Here is a 15774-nt window from a genome sequence, read left to right on the forward strand (position 1 = left end):
CTGAGGCTCGCTCGGCGACGCGGGTGCGGTGGCGGTCCCGTTGGTCCCGTGGCGTACGGCGACCAGGTGGGAAATCAGGCGCTGGAAACTCTCTGTGCGTGCCGGGAACTCTCCGTGACCGGCCGTGCGTTGTCATGGTGTCGCGGAGCGCTGGACCTGCTTCGCGAAACCGTGGAAGGGCATCGCTTCGAGGTGGCGCAGGGGGTGGGGCATGGGGATGTCGTGGGTGCCGGCGGCGTTGCTCGCCGTGGTGGTCCTGTGCGGCGCCGCGGTCTTGGCGGCAGCGGGCCGGGGGGTGCGGGTGGCCGGGTCCGCGTCCTCGTCGCCGGTGTCCCGGACGCGGTCCCGCCATCCGCAGTCGCTCGCGGACCGGACGGCCGGCCGCGGGCGTACCCCCGTGACGCCCTTCGGCCGGCCGTCGCCTCCGGTCCGCGATGTTCTCGGGTCAGCCGACCATGGGCCCCGCGCCGCCGGACAGAGCGTCCAGATCGCTCTTGCGGACGCGTATCACCAGCCAGGCCGTGACCAGCGCCAGCACCGCCATCGCCGCGGCCGGGACGAACGCCGTCGAGATGCCCTGGGTGAGCACCTCGTGCCCCCACGGCGCGGGCAGCTGATGGGTCTGCGCGAACTCGGCCTTCTGCTCCGGCGAGCTCTCGGCCATGAAGCCCGGCAGCTGCTTCTCCGCCTCGTTCTTGCTGGCCGTGCCGAACACGGTGGTGAGGATGGACAGCCCCAGCGAACCGCCGACCTGCTGAGTGGCGTTGAGAAGCCCCGACGCCGCGCCCGCCTCGTGCGAGGCGACACCGGCGACCGCGGTCACCGTCGCCGTCACGAAGTTCAGGCCCATGCCGAAACCGAACACCAGCATCGGGCCGAGCACGCCGCCGGCGTAGGAGCTGTCGGGGCTGATGAAGGTCTGCCAGACGAGTCCGACGACCACGAGCGCGGAGCCGGCCAGCATGAACGGCTTCGGACCGAGCACCGGCAGGAACCGCTGCGACAGACCCACGCCGATCACGATCGCGACCGTGACGGGCAGGAAGGCCAGACCCGCCTTGATCGGGCTGTAGCCCAGCACGTTCTGTACGAACAGCACGATGTAGAAGAACATGCCGAACATCGCCGCGGCCAGACTCAGCATGATCACGTAAGTGCCCGCGCGGTTGCGGTCGGTGAACATCCTCAGCGGGGTGATCGGTTCCTTGGCCCGCATCTCGGTGAGCACGAAGGCGATCAGCAGGACCACGGCGACACCGAAGGACGTGAGCGTCACGCTGTCCCGCCAGCCCTCCTCGGCCGCGCGGATGAAGCCGTAGACCAGGGAGGCCATGCCTACCGTCGAGGTGAGCGCGCCCGCGATGTCGAAGCGGCCGGGGTGCCGTTCGGACTCGTTGATGTAGAGCGGTGTGAGGACGGCGATCAGCACACCGATCGGGACGTTGACGAAGAGCACCCAGCGCCAGTCCAGCCACTCGGTGAGCATGCCACCCGCCAGCAGGCCGATCGCGCCACCGCCCGCGGAGACCGCGGCGAAGACGCCGAAGGCGCGGTTGCGTTCCGGTCCTTCGGCGAAGGTGGTGGTGATGAGGGCCAGCGAGGTCGGCGACGCGATCGCGCCGCCCACGCCCTGCAGGGCGCGTGCCGCGAGCAGCTGCCAGGGCTCCTGGGCGAGACCGCCCAGCAGCGAGGCGAAGGTGAAGAGCAGGATGCCGGTCATGAAGACCCGGCGGCGGCCGAGGATGTCACCGGCGCGGGCACCGAGGAGCAGCAGACCGCCGAAGGTCAGGGTGTAGGCGCTGACCACCCAGGTGAGGTCGGTGGTGCTGAACTCGAGGGCGTCTTGAATATGCGGGAGCGCGATATTCACAATCGTCGCGTCGAGGACCACCATGAGCTGGCAGGCCGCGATGACGGTGAGCGCGATGCCGGGGCGGCCCTGCCGACGGGCCGCACCAGGGTTCTGATTTTTCGTCAACTGAGAGGTCGTCACTATGGGTCCCCCACGAGAACATTAGTGAACGCTCGCGTTCACTGTCGCGTCCACGGTAGTGAGTCCCCGCTAGTGAACGCAAGCGTTCACTCAACTCGTCGCCGTGTGCTGTGTGCCCTGCGTCGTGTGCTGCGCGGCGCGTGCCGCGTGCCGCGTGTCGCTCGCCGCGTGCTCGGCTGCTGCCAGGGTGAACGTCCCCTTCACCCCTTCTGTCCTCGATTCCCGTTCCTGTTGTTCGCTGGAGACATTCGGATGGTTACTTCGCGCTGGTCGGCCGCCCCCGCTCAGGCGGCCTCTCCCCGTCGGCGCGGCGCCGTGCTCGAACGCGCGATTCTCGATGCCGCGCTGGAGCAGCTCAGTACGGTCGGCTGGAGCGGCCTCACCATGGAAGGCGTGGCCGCCGGCGCCCAGACCGGCAAGGCCGCCGTCTACCGTCGCTGGCCCTCCAAGGAGGATCTGGTCGTCGACGCGCTCAAGGCGGGTCTGCCGCGGCTGGACGCGGCGGCCGATCTCGGGGACGTGCGCGAGGATCTGCTGGCGCTGGTCCGGCGGGCCCGGGACGCGATGTACTCGAGGCCGGGTTTCGCCCTGCGCTCCGTCATTCACGAATGCGACACCATGCAGGCGGAGCGCTTCCACTCCGTGATCGTCGAGGGGGTTGTAGAGCCGACGATAAGGCTGCTGCGCGAGGTCATCGACCGCGGAATTCGCCGCGGTGAGGTCCGTGCGGACGCCGCCAACGGGTATGTCTTCGACGCTGTCCCGGCGATGATGATGTACCGGTCGAAGATGTGCGGCTGCGAATGGACCGACCGGGAGATCGAGGAGATGGTCGACCAGCTGATGATGCCGCTGCTCCGGCCGTCGGGGGTGTGAGCGAGGCGCCCGGCCGTCCCGGTGCGGCTGGGGCAAACCGGGGTGTCGCGGCGGGTTCGTGGCGGCGTACGCTAAGGGCGCCATGCCGTACGAACCACCTACTCACACCGTCGAGCGCTCACTCCGCGCCACGACCGGAGCGAAGATCATTGCCGGTGTCGACGAGGTGGGGCGCGGCGCCTGGGCCGGCCCCGTCACCGTCTGCGCGGCGATCACCGGACTGCGCCGGCCCCCTGAGGGTCTCACCGACTCGAAGCTGCTGACCGTCAAGCGTCGCACCGCGCTCGCCGAGGAACTCCAGAAGTGGGTGACGTCGTACGCCCTCGGGCACGCGTCCCCGGAGGAGATCGACGACCTCGGCATGACGGCGGCGCTGCGGCTCGCCGCGGTCCGCGCCCTGGAGGGCCTGCCGGTCCGTCCCGACGCCGTGATCCTCGACGGCAAGCACGACTATCTCGGTGCGCCCTGGAAGGTCCGGACCGTGATCAAGGGCGACCGGTCGTGCGTGGCGGTGGCGGCGGCGTCGGTGATCGCCAAGGTTCAGCGCGACAAAATGATGGCCGAACTGGGTGTCGAACATGCAGACTTCGGTTTCGCGGACAACGCCGGGTATCCGTCGCCCGTGCACAAGGCCGCACTGGAGGTGCGGGGCCCCACTCCGTACCACCGTTTGTCGTGGGCGTATCTTGATGCGCTGCCACAGTGGCGGCACCTCAAGAAGGTCCGCAGCTGGGGGGACGGAAGCGTTCCGCAAATCGCGGGTCAGCTCGGCTTCGATTTCTGACGCCTTCCGGCGCACGTATGTGCGACCCACCCACGCGTGTCGCACCAATGTTTGATAAACATCAGGTCATGCCTCTCATCCCCGAGGAGCCTCAGATTCACGAGAGTGCCCAGGGTCCCCGCGCCACTCCGGCCAGTGGCCGTACCGCGCCGACCCCCCGCCCCGTACCCGGCCCCCGCCCCGCGGCTCCGCCGCGTCCTGGTCGTCCCGGCCCTCTCCGGCCCACCCCTCCGGTGCAGCGGACGCCGCGTGACGTGGCCGCGCCCAAGCCTGGGCCGGCTGCTCCGGCCGCCCCCGCCCCGACTCCGGCTCCGGCTCCGGCTTCGGCTTCGGTGAAGCCGCAGATCCAGCTGATCCCGGCTTCCGTCGAGGGAGCCCTCGACGCCGCCGAGGAGGCCGTGGACCTCCTGCTGGAATCGGGCCGCGCCCCCGGCGACGTGCTGGTGATCACCACGGGTGAGCCGCACCCGTGGGCCGCCCACGAGCTGTCGTTCGGTGAGGCCGCCTACTGGGCCCAGCACGACGCGCGCGACGACGTCTTCTACGCCGACGCCGCCGTCGCCGGACGTGCCGCCTCCCGCCCGGTGGTCGTCGTCGCCGTCAACGGCGGCACCGACTCCGTGGTCGCCACCGCCCTGCCGCTGGCCCTGAGCCGCGCCGGTGCCCTGCTGATCGTCTGCGGTGACCCGCAGCAGATCAACGCGGTGCTGGGCGTCGGCGTCTGAGCGGGCTCGAGTAGTCCCCGGTCCCTGGCGGGCGAGGCCGCGTGGCCTCGTGACGGGCGCCGTCGTGACGGCACCCGCGCGACGCGGCGGCTTCGGCGTGCCCGGACGGCCGGGGTTGACGGTGTCGGCCGACGAGGACTCAGGACTCGGTGAACCGCGTCTGCCGCGGTGAGGCTCCGTCTGCCGCGGTGAGGCTCCGTGAGGTGCGGTGAGGCTCCGTGAGGTGCGGTGAGGCTCCGGGACGTACGACGCCGAGGCGGTCGAGCGGGCTGGCACCTGCGTGCTCGCCGCGCCTGCCGTGTGACGTGTCCGCGCCACCGGGGAACTCCGGGCGGGGCGTGCGGATGGTCGTACGGCCTACGGGGCCAACGTGGCCGGCGCGACTGCGGCCCCAGGGTGGCGCGGAGACCCGCTGAGGACCTTGGCGGGTCCGGACCGGCGGTCGGTATCAGGACGGGTGTCAGCGTGCCGCCGCGCGGCGGAGCACTTCCGAGGCGGCGCCACCAGTGCGCGGCGGTGGGGGTGGCGCCTCGGATATGGCGAAGGGTTCGGGTGCGGAACGCGCGCTCGGGCGGCGTCCGCCGCGTCCCTCGCCGAGGACCTGCCAGCCGTCCCGGGTCAGGGTGATGTACGCGCCGCAGCGCAGCCCGTGCAGCGTGCAGGCGTCGCGCAGCCCCCACATCCAGGCTCCGTCCTCCTCCGTCCAACGCGCCTCGCCCTCACGGCAGTAGAGCAGCACGGCCGTGCGCACGGGGGTGCGGCGGCGCAGGTCGTGCGGGATCACCCGGCGCAGCTGGGCGAGGAGTGCGTTGCGGAACATCCAGCCATCGGCCGGGGCCGGGCGGCGGACGAAGGACGCGCTCGCGCGCAGCCGTTCGTCCGGGTCGAGCACGGCCACGATCGCCGTGGCCGGCTGCGGCCGGTGCCGCGCGTGCAACCCGCTGACCACCTCGCGCGGGTTGCGCAGAAGGGGGATGCCCGCGGCGGCCCACTCCGCGGGTTCGAGCATGCGGGCCACAGGGGTGGCGGATGCGGCGGACAGGCCGGCGGACGTCGGCGTGGATGCCGCGGATGGAGCGAATCCGAAGGTCACGATCCTCCCTTCGGCTACGCGCCCACACTGCGGGCGGGGGTTGGATTCGGGGGAGCGCACACCGCAGCGGAGCCCTGCCTGATCACGGTCGGGCCGTGCGGGGAGCGGACTTCAATTCTTCCTGTCGAACCTGGAAGCGGCAACGAGCAATTGGTGCCACCAACCCTTATCGGGTGGTGCGTGGCTTATATCCCTACCCACCGGTCTGCCGGGCGACGCCCCAGGCCGACGATACGACGCTCGCCCGCCTCTCAAACAGCCACTCCGACCAGGTCACACGGACGGTCGGGGCGCGCCGCCGGGGCGGGCCGTGGGCACCGCGTCCGAGGCGCCGGCGGTGCCGTGCCCGGCGTCAGCCCTGTACCGCCAGGACCAACGGCAACACCCCTTGCGCACCCGCCTGCCGGAGCATGCGGGTCACGACCGCGAGGGTCCATCCCGTCTCCGTGAAGTCGTCCACGAGCAGCACGGGACCGCGGGCCTCCGCCAGCGCGGCGGCGAGCGGGGGCGGCACGGTCAGCGCTCCGTCGAGGACCTTCAGCCGCTGCGCGCTGTTGCTCCGGGGGACCGGGCCGCTGTCCGCCGTGTACTCCACCGAGCCCAGCAGCGGCAGCCGGCCGACCCGCGCGATGTGCTCGCCCAGGGAGCCGATCAGCCGCGGCCGGGTACGGGAGGCGACGGTGACGACCCCGACCGGGCGCGGCTGGGCGTCCGGGACCCCCGGCGCCCAGCCCCCGGGGCCCTTCGCCCAGTCCGCGAGCACGTCCACGACGGCCTTCGCCACGTCGTCCGGCACGGGACCGTCCGGCGCCTGCGGCGCGAACATCGGCCGCAGCCGGTTGCCCCAGCCGATGTCCGACAACCGGCCCAAAGCCCGCCCGGGCGCGGCCTGTTCACCAGCCGGGATACGGCCCTTGAGGTCGAGACCGATGGCCGGCAGGCCGGTCGGCCACATACGGCGGGGCTCCACCTCGACGCCCGCCCGCCCGAGGTCGGCGCGCGCGGCGTCCACGGCGGCCGCGGACGTGTCCGCGCTGAAGCGAGGGCCCGCACAGTTGTCGCAGCGGCCGCAGGGCTTGGCGCCCTCGTCGTCCAGCTGCCGCTGCAGAAACTCCATGCGGCAGCCGCTGGTCGAGGCGTACTCGCGCATCGCCTGCTGCTCGGCCTTCCGCTGCCGGGCCACCCACGCGTACCGCTCGGTGTCGTACGTCCAGGGCCGCCCCGTCGCGACCCAGCCGCCCTTGACCCGCCGTACCGCCCCGTCCACGTCCAGAACCTTGAGCATCGTCTCCAGCCGGGAGCGGCGCAGCTCCACCAGGGGCTCCAGGGCGGGCAGGGACACCGGGCCGTCCGCGCGGGCGAGGACGTCGAGGGTGCGGCGCACCAGGTCCTCCGACGGGAAGGCGAGCGAGGCGAAGTACTCCCAGATCGCCTCGTCCTCCTGGCCCGGAAGCAACAGGACCTCGGCGTGTGCGACGCCGCGTCCGGCGCGGCCGACCTGCTGGTAGTAGGCGATGGGGGAGGAGGGCGAGCCGAGGTGCACCACGAATCCGAGGTCCGGCTTGTCGAATCCCATGCCGAGGGCGGACGTGGCGATCAGGGCCTTCACCTTGTTGGCGAGCAGGTCCTCCTCCGCCTGCTGCCGTTCGGCGTTCTCCGTCTTGCCGGTGTACGAGGCGACGGTGTGTCCGCGCTGCCGGAGGAAGGCGGTGACTTCCTCGGCGGCGGCCACGGTCAGCGTGTACACGATCCCCGAGCCCGGCAGTTCGTCGAGGTGGTCGGCGAGCCAGGCCATCCGGTGTGCGGCGTCCGGCAGCCGCAGCACGTTCAGGCTCAGGCTCTCGCGGTCGAGGGGGCCGCGCAGCACCAGTGCGTCCGAGGAGCCGCCGGTGCCGAGCTGGTCGGCGACATCCGCGGTCACCCGCGCGTTGGCCGTGGCGGTGGTGGCGAGGACCGGCACGCCCGCGGGAAGGTCGGCGAGCATGGTGCGCAGGCGGCGGTAGTCCGGGCGGAAGTCGTGACCCCAGTCGGAGATGCAGTGCGCCTCGTCCACGACGAGCAGTCCTGTCGCCGCCGCCAGCCGGGGCAGCACCTGGTCGCGGAAGTCCGGGTTGTTCAGCCGCTCGGGGCTGACCAGCAGGACGTCGACCGCACCGGTCGCGATCTCCTCCTGGATGGCGTCCCACTCCTCCGTGTTCGAGGAGTTGATCGTGCGGGCGTGGATGCCCGCCCGCGCCGCGGACTCGACCTGGTTGCGCATGAGCGCGAGCAGCGGCGAGACGATGACGGTGGGACCGCTGCCGCGGGCGCGCAGCAGCGAGGTCGCCACGAAGTACACGGCCGACTTGCCCCATCCCGTGCGCTGCACGACCAGGGCCCGGCGTCGCTCGGCGACCAGCGCCTCGATGGCCCGCCACTGGTCCTCGCGCAGCCGTGCCGCGCCACCCGTGGCGTCCCCGACGAGGCGGGCGAGGACCGCGTCGGCCTCGGCTCGCAGATCCGCGTTGCTCGTGTGCTCCATGTCTTCCATCCAACAGGACGGCACTGACAAACGGGGTCCGGTGAGGGGGGAGGCGGCATCGGTGCCAGTGCCAGTGCCAGTGCCACTGCCGGTGCCGGTGCCAGTGCCAGTGCCAGTGCGGGGGGCGGGGGCGGGGGCGGTGCCAGTGCCGGTGCCGGTGCGGGGGCCTGCGAGGAGCGGTCGGAAAGGAGCTGGTGACGTGTCCCTGATCGGAGTTATCCACAGCCTCAAGCGGAAGCTCGCAATTCGCGAGATCGTCTCCGCATGACGCATCACGGCGAAAACACCGGTTCCTTCGACAACGACGACATCACGGGACGGGAAGGACAGTTCGGCCCGGACGCCGACCGCACCCCCGAGAACAGCCACACCTCCGACAGCCTCCGCACCCCCGTCACCGGCCACACCCCCGACGCCGCCCCGCAGGTCACGGCGCCCACCGACGCCGACGTCCTCACCGGACAGCTCGACACCCACCAGGTCACCCTGCGCACCCCGGCCGAACTGGCGGACGCGCTGCCGTATCTGCTCGGGTACCGGCCCGAGGACAGCGTGGTGCTCGTCGCCCTGCACGACTGGGGCGGACGCGGCAGGTTCGGCGGCCGGGCCCGGCTGGGCATCCCGGCCAACCCCGACGACTGGAAAGCGGTCGCGAGGGAATTGACGCGCGGCCTGGTGACCGGCAGCGCCCGCCGCCGCGGCCGACCGGAGCGGACGGTGGCCTACCTCTGCCAGGAGCCAGGCGTCGGCGAAACGGGCCGGCAGGTCATGGAACGGCTCCAGCCACTCGCGGCGGAGCTGGAGAAGCAGTGCAGCTCGGCCGGCGCGCCGATCGTCGAGGCGCTGTGCATCTCGGGCGGACGCTTCTGGTCGTACTGCTGTGACAAGGGCTGCTGCCCAGCCGAGGGCGAGCCGATGGGCCTGCCCGGCACGTCGGTGCTGGCGGCAGCCGCCACCTACGCCGGGATCCAGGTGCGCGGCAGCCTGCGCGAGCTGCGTGCCCGGCTCCTGCCCTGGGAGACCGCCGCCGCCCTGGCACAGGAGGTCGCGCTGGACGCCGCGGGCATGGCGCTCGTCCCCAGGATCCTCGACGGCACCGGCCGCGCGGAGGTGAGGGACGAGACGATCGCGCTGGCGGAGCGGCTCATCGGACGACTGGCCGCGGCCCCTCCGGTGACCGGAGCCCTTCCGCAGGACCTGCGCGACGACGAGCTGATCGCGCACGACGAAGCCGCCGCCCTGATCCTCGGCCTCCAGGACCGCATCACCCGTGACCGCGCGGCGGAGTGGATGGAGGGCGACGAGGCCGGGCCCGCCCTGCGGCTCTGGCGGTCACTGGCCCGCCGCTGCGTCGGCCCCTACGGCGAACACGCCGCCGCACCTCTCACCCTCGCCGGCTGGGTCGCCTGGTCGACCGGCGACGAACTCGAAGCGCGCGAGGCCCTGGCCATGGCCCTGGGTGCGGACACCGACTACCTCTTCGCCCGCCTGCTCCACCAAGCGATCAACGAGGGACTCGACCCGGAGTCGGTCCGCCGCTGCCTGCGCGCGGAGCGGGACGACCGGGCGACCGGCACGGGCGAGGACCAGCCGGTGACGCAAGCACCTGGCGACGCCCGCCACGGAGACCACCCCGTGTCCCCGGACGACAGCGCGTCCCCGCTCACACCGCCGACGGCCCCACCTGTGCGTCGCCGTGGACTGACGCGGGCGCTCCCGTCAGGAAGGAGGTCGACGCGCGACACGGCCAAGAGGGCGTCGAGGTCACGCAGGACGACAGCCGGCACGCACCCGGGGGCGGGACGGATCGGCGGCACCCGGCCGCGCTCCGCGGACGGCCCGGCACGGCGGCGGGTCAACTGCGCGGAAGACCCGCAGCCCGGCACCGGACCCGGACCTGGCACGGGGGCGACCGGCAGCGGCGGAACGCAGGAGGACACGTGAGCGCACGGGTGCGGCGCTGGTGCCACCGGCCGGCGAACACCGTCCGGGGACGGTCGGCGCGCCGCCCGCGGACGACCAGGACAGCGGCCCGCCTCCCGCACCACCATTCGGTGACGCGGGCCGATTACGGCCGTGACCCCGACGAGTCCCGTTCCGTTCACCTGAGTGGCGGAACGCCTGTACAGGCCGTGTCGCCGCACCGCCCCTGTCCTGCCGGAAACCCTCAACCGGCGCCGGCCTCACCCGAGGCGTACAGCGTGCAGAGGAAGTCGCTCGCGATGCACCAGCCGACTCCACCCCGGCCCGACGCTCTCCGTGAGCCCTCGGCATGGGGTGCCACCCGCCGCGACCGCGCGGCCACCCGGGACACAGAACGGATCACTTCGCCCGGTGGGTGGAGAGACCAGCTGGTGCCGGCGACGACCGAGTACCGCGCCCGTATCGGAATCCTGCAAGCACGTGAGCCCTCCGAGATGGAGAGAAGGGACTGGAGGGCCGGTGCGCGCGGCAGCGCCAGGGCGGACGCGGGGGCCGTTCCCGGCGGGCAGACGCGCCGCCCCGGCACGGCCGCCGCCCCGACCGTCGCCCCGGCGGCCGCCTCCGCACCGCCAGCGTCCTCACGCCACCCCGGGGAACTGCCCCCCACCCACACCGCCCTGATCTGCGTCGCCCTGCCAGGCCTCGCCGTCTCCCCGGAATCCGGACAGCTGACCGGCCGAGGCCTGGAAGGGATCTACCGCGCGGGTCGGCGTCTGCTCTCCCGCTGCCAGGTCAGGGTGGCCGGGCGGGAGCCGCTCGCCGTGCAGGCCCGGATGAGCGGAGCGGACCAGGCCCGCTTCGTGGGCACACTGCGCCTGTCCCCTCAGGTCGGGCCGGACCCGGACGTGGTCGTCGAGCGCGTCCGGCACGCGGACGGCACGGAGCGGATCACCCTCCGCAGCGCCGCTTCCCGGCCCCTGCGCCTGCCCGTGGAGGTGGCACTGGGCACCGACCTGGCCGCGCTCGGGGCGATCGCCTCCGGCACCCCCGGCCCGGAAGTGCCCGCCAGCGTCCACGACTGCGGTCTGCGCTGGGCCGGCCCCACCGGCTCGTCGTCCGTCTCCGCCGAGCCACCGCCCGCGGACGCGCTGGCCTCCGCCGGGCTGCTGCGCTGGGAGTTCGAGCTGCCCCCCGGAGGCAGCGCGAGCCTCGAACTGCGGGTACGCCTGGACGGGGCGGCACCGATACGGAGCGTGGGCCGCGCGGCCACCAGCCCTCTCGCTTCCGCGGGTGCGACGGGCGACGACCCGCGCGTCACGGCGCTGCTGCGAAGCAGTGTCGACGACCTCCAGGCCCTGCTGCTGCGCGACCCCGAGCACCCCGCCGACACCCACGCCGCGGCCGGTGCGCCCTGGCGCTGCGGCCCGGCGCCCGCCGAAGCGCTCGCCGCGGCCCGGATGGCGCTCCCTCTCGGTACCAGGCTCGCGGCCGGCACGCTGCGCATCCTCGCCCGCACCCAGCTCGCCGGCCCAGGCCCCCAGGCGGGCCTGATCCCCGGGCCGCGCCGGGACGCCGGAGCCCACCTTCCGCCGGGCTGCACCGCCACCGAGGCCACCCTGCTCTTCCCCGTCCTCCTCGCGGAAGCCCGCCGCTGGGGCCTGCCGGACCACGAGACGGAGGAGCTGCTGCCGGCCGCCGAGCGCTGTCTGACCTGGCTGCGGACGACCGTGGGCGACGGCGTGTACCTGTGCGATCCCCAGCCGGGGGGCCCTGACCGCTGCGAGACACAGGCCCACGCGCACCGGGCCGCCCTGCTCGGCGCCGATCTGCTCGACGCGTGCGGCAGACCCGGCGGCGCCGGACTGCGGGAGTGGGCACGTGCCCTTCGATCGGCGTTCCGGAAGGACTTCTGGATCGACGACCCCGGCGGCGGTCGCCCGGCCGCCGCCCGGACACCGGACGGCCGCCCCGTCCCGCTCCTCGGGGCGACCGCGGCGCACCTCCTGGACACCGGACTGCTCGGCGGCGGCGAGCACGCCCCCGGCCTGCTCGACCGCGTCCAGACCGAACAACTCGCCCGGCTGCTCGGCAGCCCCGCGATGGACTCCGGCTGGGGACTGCGCACACTCGGCACCAGAGAACCGGGGCACAATCCGTTCGGCCACCGCAGCGGCGCCGTGCGAGTCCACGAGACGGCGGTCGCAATCGCCGGACTGGCCGCCGCAGGGTACGAGAAGGAGGCGACCTCCCTGCTGCGCGGCGTCCTGGCGGCCGCCGACGCCTTCGGTCACCGGCTGCCCGAGATGTACGCGGGGGAGCAGCGCACCGAAGGTGGCGCGCCACTGCCCCACCCGGCCGCCTGCCGCCCCGCCGCCACCGCCGCGGCCGCCGGGACTCTGCTGCTGACCACCCTCGCCGGCATCCGCCCCGACGCCCCGGCCCGCACGGTCACGCTGCGGCCCGTACGCACCGCCCCTCTCGGTGAGCTCTGCTTGACCGGGCTACGAGTCGCCGGCGCGCCCTTCTCGGTACGGGTGAGCCGCCTGGGCCTCGCCATGGTCGAGGAGGCCGCCGACGGACTGCAACTGGGAGTATGACACGACGACCGACGTCCTGCCGCGCTCGCCGAGCGGGGGCCGGCGCCGGACGGAGCGCAGGTAAGGACCCGGCCAGGAGCCACCACGGTCCGGCGAAGCGACCGGCGAAGGGAGTGTTTATCGTCAGGCAGACGACTATGATCGCGGCATGCCCTACGACCCGTCAGCCTTTCCGCCCTTCGCCGTCACCGTGGACCTGGTCGTGCTGACCGTGCGCCGCCATGCCCTGTGCGCGCTGGCGGTCCGCCGGGGCGAGCCGCCGTTCCAGGGGCGCTGGGCGCTGCCCGGCGGCTTCGTACGGGCCGACGAGGACCTGGCGCAGGCGGCGGCACGCGAACTGGCCGAGGAGACCGGACTGCGCGTCCACGATCCCGCGGCTCCGGCCCAGGACAACGGCGCCCACCTGGAACAGCTGGCGACCTACGGCGACCCCAAGCGCGACCCGCGCATGCGGGTGGTCAGCGTCGCCCACCTCGCTCTCGCCCCCGACCTGCCCGCACCCCGCGCGGGCGGCGACGCCAGCAACGCCCGCTGGGCGCCGGTCGAGGAACTCCTCCAGCAGGGCGGGTACGGACGTGACGGCGAACCCCTGGCACCGCTCGCCTTCGACCACGCGCAAATCCTCGCCGACGGGGTCGAACGCGCCCGCTCCAAGATCGAATACTCCTCGCTGGCCACCGCGTTCTGCCCACCCGAGTTCACCGTCGGAGAGCTGCGCCGCGTCTACGAGGCGGTGTGGGGCGTGGCGCTCGACCCGCGCAACTTCCACCGCAAGGTGACGGGCACACCCGGCTTCCTCGTCCCCACCGGCGGCACCACCACCCGCCAGGGCGGACGCCCCGCCCAGCTCTTCCGCGCCGGCGGAGCCACCCTCCTCAACCCGCCGATGCTGCGCCCCGAAGTCTGAGCGGTATCGCGACCGACGGCTGAACCCGGCTTCGGCGAGGGGCGAACCGGGCTCCGGCGACGACTGGGCTTTGGCGGTGGACGGACCGGGCTCCGGCGACGGACGGATCGCAACCGGACACCGAGTTCGGCGGTTCTCGGCCGCGAACGGGCCGTTCGGTGCCCGAAAAACCGTATATAGCGCGCTAAATTGCTGCAGGTGATCCAGGCCTTCGGACTGACCAGCAACCCCCGCAAGGACCTTCCGCCCGTCGTCGACGACGTCTCCTTCGACGCGCGCGCGGGACACGTCACCGCCCTGCTCGGCGCCGCCGGCACGGGCAAGACGACGGTGCTCAGGCTCATGCTCGAACTCCAACAGGGCCGTGGCCTCACGCACTTCCGCGGGCGCCCACTGCACCGCATCGCCCACCCGTCGCGCGAAGTGGGCGTACTCCTGGGCGACGTGCCCGGCCACCCGAAACGCACCGTCCGCGGGCACCTGCGCATGCTGTGCGCCGCTGCCGGAGTTCCCGTCCGGCGGGCGGACGAAGTCCTCGAAGCCGTCGGTCTCGTCAGCCTGCGCGACGAACGTCTCGGCACCCTCTCCCGCGGCATGGACCGCCGTCTCGGACTGGCCTGCGCCCTGCTCGCCGATCCCCACACCCTCGTCCTCGACGACCCCGCCGGCGGACTCACCGCACGGGAGAACCGCTGGCTCCACGGCATGCTGCGTGCCCACGCCGTGCACGGCGGCACCGTCCTGTTCACCACGGCCGACCCCAAGGAGGCCGCCCGTTTCGCCGACCGGGTCGTCACCCTCGATGCCGGCAGAGTCGTCGCCGACCAGGACGTGGCCGACTTCGCCCGCACCCGGCTGCGTCCGCGCGTCGCCGTCCGCACCCCGCACGCCGCCCGCCTCGCCGCCGCCCTCACCAAGGAGGCCCGCACCGGACGGTGCTCCGTGGAAGTCGTACGCGAGGGCGGCAACCGGTTGTTCGTCTACGGCAGTACGTGCGCCGACGTGGGCGACACGGCCTTCCGGCACGGCATCCTCGTCCACCAACTCGCGGACGAGGTCGGTGACATGGGGCCAGGCGCAGTTGAACCCCCGCTGACCCCGCAACCGGCCCCGCCCGTGCCAGCCCTTGAGCCGACTCCGCCCGTGCCCGCGTCCGAGCCGGCCCCGCCCACCCCCGCGTCGTCCCCGGCCGCCCAGGAGCCGCTCAAGCACGTGCCCGAGCCGACAGTTCCCGAGCCCGAAACGATCCCGCCCGATACGGTCCCGTCCACGCCCGAGGCAGCCTCAGGCCGCCTTCCCGCACAGACCGGCCCCGAGGACGCGGACAAAGCGGCTGAGGCGGACATCTCAGGAGACCGTGCCACGGCGGAACCCACGCCTCCGAACCCCGCACACCACGATTCGACAACAGCCGACACGAGGACAGCCGACACGGCACTCCAGGACTCGACGCCCGCCGACACCACTCCCGCCGAACAGCCCTCGGCACCCGCCGACCACACCGCAGAGACCGAACCCCTCACGGAGTACCCCGCCCCCAGCCCCCTGCGGCCGCTCCGCTACGAGCTGCGGCGGGCCACCGGGGTCGGTGCCGGGTTCCTCACGGGGGCCGCCGTGCTGGTGGTCTCGGCGTTCACCGCTGTGGTGGCGGCCCGTGTCGGGCACACCCCGCAGGCGCGGCTGCTCGCCGCCTGGCCGCGGGAGCTGCCGCTGCCGCCCGCGGCGCTGGGGGCGGGGCTGCTGGGGGCGCTGGCGTTCGGGGACGAGTTCCGCCACCCCGCGCTGGCGGCGGACCGCGGGACCGTGCCCCGCCGGCTGGGGCTGCTGGCCGCGAAGCTGCTCGTCTCGGCGGTCACCGGGCTGGTGCTGGCGGTGCTGACCGTGGGGTGTGACGCGGAGGTGCTGTATCTGTTCTACGGACGCGAGGTCGCGAGGGTTCCCGCGGAGTGGCTGTCGCTCGGCGTGAGTTGGGTGGGGCTGGTGATCGGCTGCGCGTGGGCCGGGGTGCTGGCGGCCGGGGTGTTCCGGTCCACCTCGGGCGGGTTCGCCGCGGTGCTCGCGGTGCCGGTGGTGGTCGTACCGGCCGTGGAGAAGGTGCTGGCGGGACCCTCCGTGCGGAGTGCGGCGGGGTTTCCGCTGCGGTTGCGGGAGGTGCTGCTCGCGCAGTGGCCTTTCGGTGGCGAACGGTATCTGGCCGGCCTGGCCCGCGTGATCGGTCAACCCGTGGGCAGTGCGCTGGCGTTGTCGCTGGCCACCCTGGTGTGCGCGTACCTGCTGACGACCTTGCGGAGCCGGGCCAGATGACGACTGTCCGCATGATTCCGGTCACGCTCGTGCACAACTCCCTCACAGAAA

The 15774-nt window shown here is 73.2% G+C and carries 10 protein-coding genes; 7 read left to right on the top strand and 3 right to left on the bottom strand.

The window, feature by feature from the left end:
- Positions 1-445: 445 nt before the first annotated feature.
- On the bottom strand, positions 446-1993 hold the full coding sequence (locus G7Z13_RS26240; RefSeq protein WP_166002686.1) for an MFS transporter: 1548 nt from the start codon (positions 1991-1993) through the stop codon (positions 446-448).
- Between the two features lie 252 nt (positions 1994-2245).
- On the opposite strand from G7Z13_RS26240, the gene G7Z13_RS26245 reads away from it, so the two are divergent.
- The 3 genes from G7Z13_RS26245 (at position 2246) to G7Z13_RS26255 (ending at position 4378) form a co-directional block, all read left to right on the top strand.
- Positions 2246-2869: a TetR/AcrR family transcriptional regulator gene (locus G7Z13_RS26245; RefSeq protein WP_166005298.1), complete on the top strand. Its 624-nt coding sequence runs from the start codon at positions 2246-2248 to the stop codon at positions 2867-2869.
- A gap of 82 nt (positions 2870-2951) precedes the next feature.
- Positions 2952-3653, top strand: coding sequence for a ribonuclease HII (locus tag G7Z13_RS26250; RefSeq protein ID WP_166002687.1), 702 nt, complete (start codon positions 2952-2954; stop codon positions 3651-3653).
- Positions 3654-3721: 68 nt separating this feature from the next.
- Positions 3722-4378, top strand: a complete 657-nt coding sequence (locus G7Z13_RS26255) for a hypothetical protein (protein ID WP_166002688.1) — start codon at positions 3722-3724, stop codon at positions 4376-4378.
- A 460-nt stretch (positions 4379-4838) separates the two neighbouring features.
- Here G7Z13_RS26255 and G7Z13_RS26260 read toward each other — a convergent pair whose 3' ends face one another.
- The gene (locus G7Z13_RS26260) at positions 4839-5471 is read right to left on the bottom strand and encodes a hypothetical protein (RefSeq protein WP_166002689.1); all 633 of its coding nucleotides are present in this window, start codon (positions 5469-5471) and stop codon (positions 4839-4841) included.
- Positions 5472-5823: 352 nt separating this feature from the next.
- A complete protein-coding gene (locus G7Z13_RS26265) occupies positions 5824-7992 on the bottom strand; it encodes a RecQ family ATP-dependent DNA helicase (RefSeq protein WP_166002690.1) in 2169 nt (722 codons plus the stop codon).
- Positions 7993-8256: 264 nt separating this feature from the next.
- On the opposite strand from G7Z13_RS26265, the gene G7Z13_RS26270 reads away from it, so the two are divergent.
- The 4 genes from G7Z13_RS26270 to G7Z13_RS26285 all read left to right on the top strand — a co-directional run bounded on the left by G7Z13_RS26270 (position 8257) and on the right by G7Z13_RS26285 (position 15723).
- Positions 8257-9936: a DUF4192 domain-containing protein gene (locus G7Z13_RS26270; RefSeq protein WP_166002691.1), complete on the top strand. Its 1680-nt coding sequence runs from the start codon at positions 8257-8259 to the stop codon at positions 9934-9936.
- A gap of 707 nt (positions 9937-10643) precedes the next feature.
- On the top strand, positions 10644-12512 hold the full coding sequence (locus G7Z13_RS26275; RefSeq protein ID WP_240926533.1) for a glycogen debranching N-terminal domain-containing protein: 1869 nt from the start codon (positions 10644-10646) through the stop codon (positions 12510-12512).
- A gap of 148 nt (positions 12513-12660) precedes the next feature.
- Positions 12661-13419 carry an NUDIX hydrolase gene (locus G7Z13_RS26280; protein ID WP_166002692.1) on the top strand — a complete coding sequence of 253 codons (759 nt, stop codon included), beginning with the start codon at positions 12661-12663 and terminating at the stop codon, positions 13417-13419.
- 198 nt (positions 13420-13617) lie between these two features.
- Entirely contained in the window at positions 13618-15723 is a 2106-nt protein-coding gene (locus G7Z13_RS26285) for an ABC transporter ATP-binding protein (protein WP_166002693.1), read from the top strand.
- The last annotated feature ends 51 nt before the right edge of the window (positions 15724-15774 follow it).

Source organism: Streptomyces sp. JB150, from assembly GCF_011193355.1.
GTDB lineage: Bacteria > Actinomycetota > Actinomycetes > Streptomycetales > Streptomycetaceae > Streptomyces.

Excerpts from the sequence above, each read along its gene's own strand:
- G7Z13_RS26245 (WP_166005298.1), top strand. The coding sequence starts at position 2,246 with ATGGTTACTTCGCGCTGGTCGGCCGCCCCCGCTCAGGCGGCCTCTCCC.
- G7Z13_RS26250 (WP_166002687.1), top strand. The coding sequence starts at position 2,952 with ATGCCGTACGAACCACCTACTCACACCGTCGAGCGCTCACTCCGCGCC.
- G7Z13_RS26255 (WP_166002688.1), top strand. The coding sequence starts at position 3,722 with ATGCCTCTCATCCCCGAGGAGCCTCAGATTCACGAGAGTGCCCAGGGT.
- G7Z13_RS26265 (WP_166002690.1), bottom strand. The coding sequence starts at position 7,992 with ATGGAGCACACGAGCAACGCGGATCTGCGAGCCGAGGCCGACGCGGTC.
- G7Z13_RS26270 (WP_166002691.1), top strand. The coding sequence starts at position 8,257 with ATGACGCATCACGGCGAAAACACCGGTTCCTTCGACAACGACGACATC.
- G7Z13_RS26280 (WP_166002692.1), top strand. The coding sequence starts at position 12,661 with ATGCCCTACGACCCGTCAGCCTTTCCGCCCTTCGCCGTCACCGTGGAC.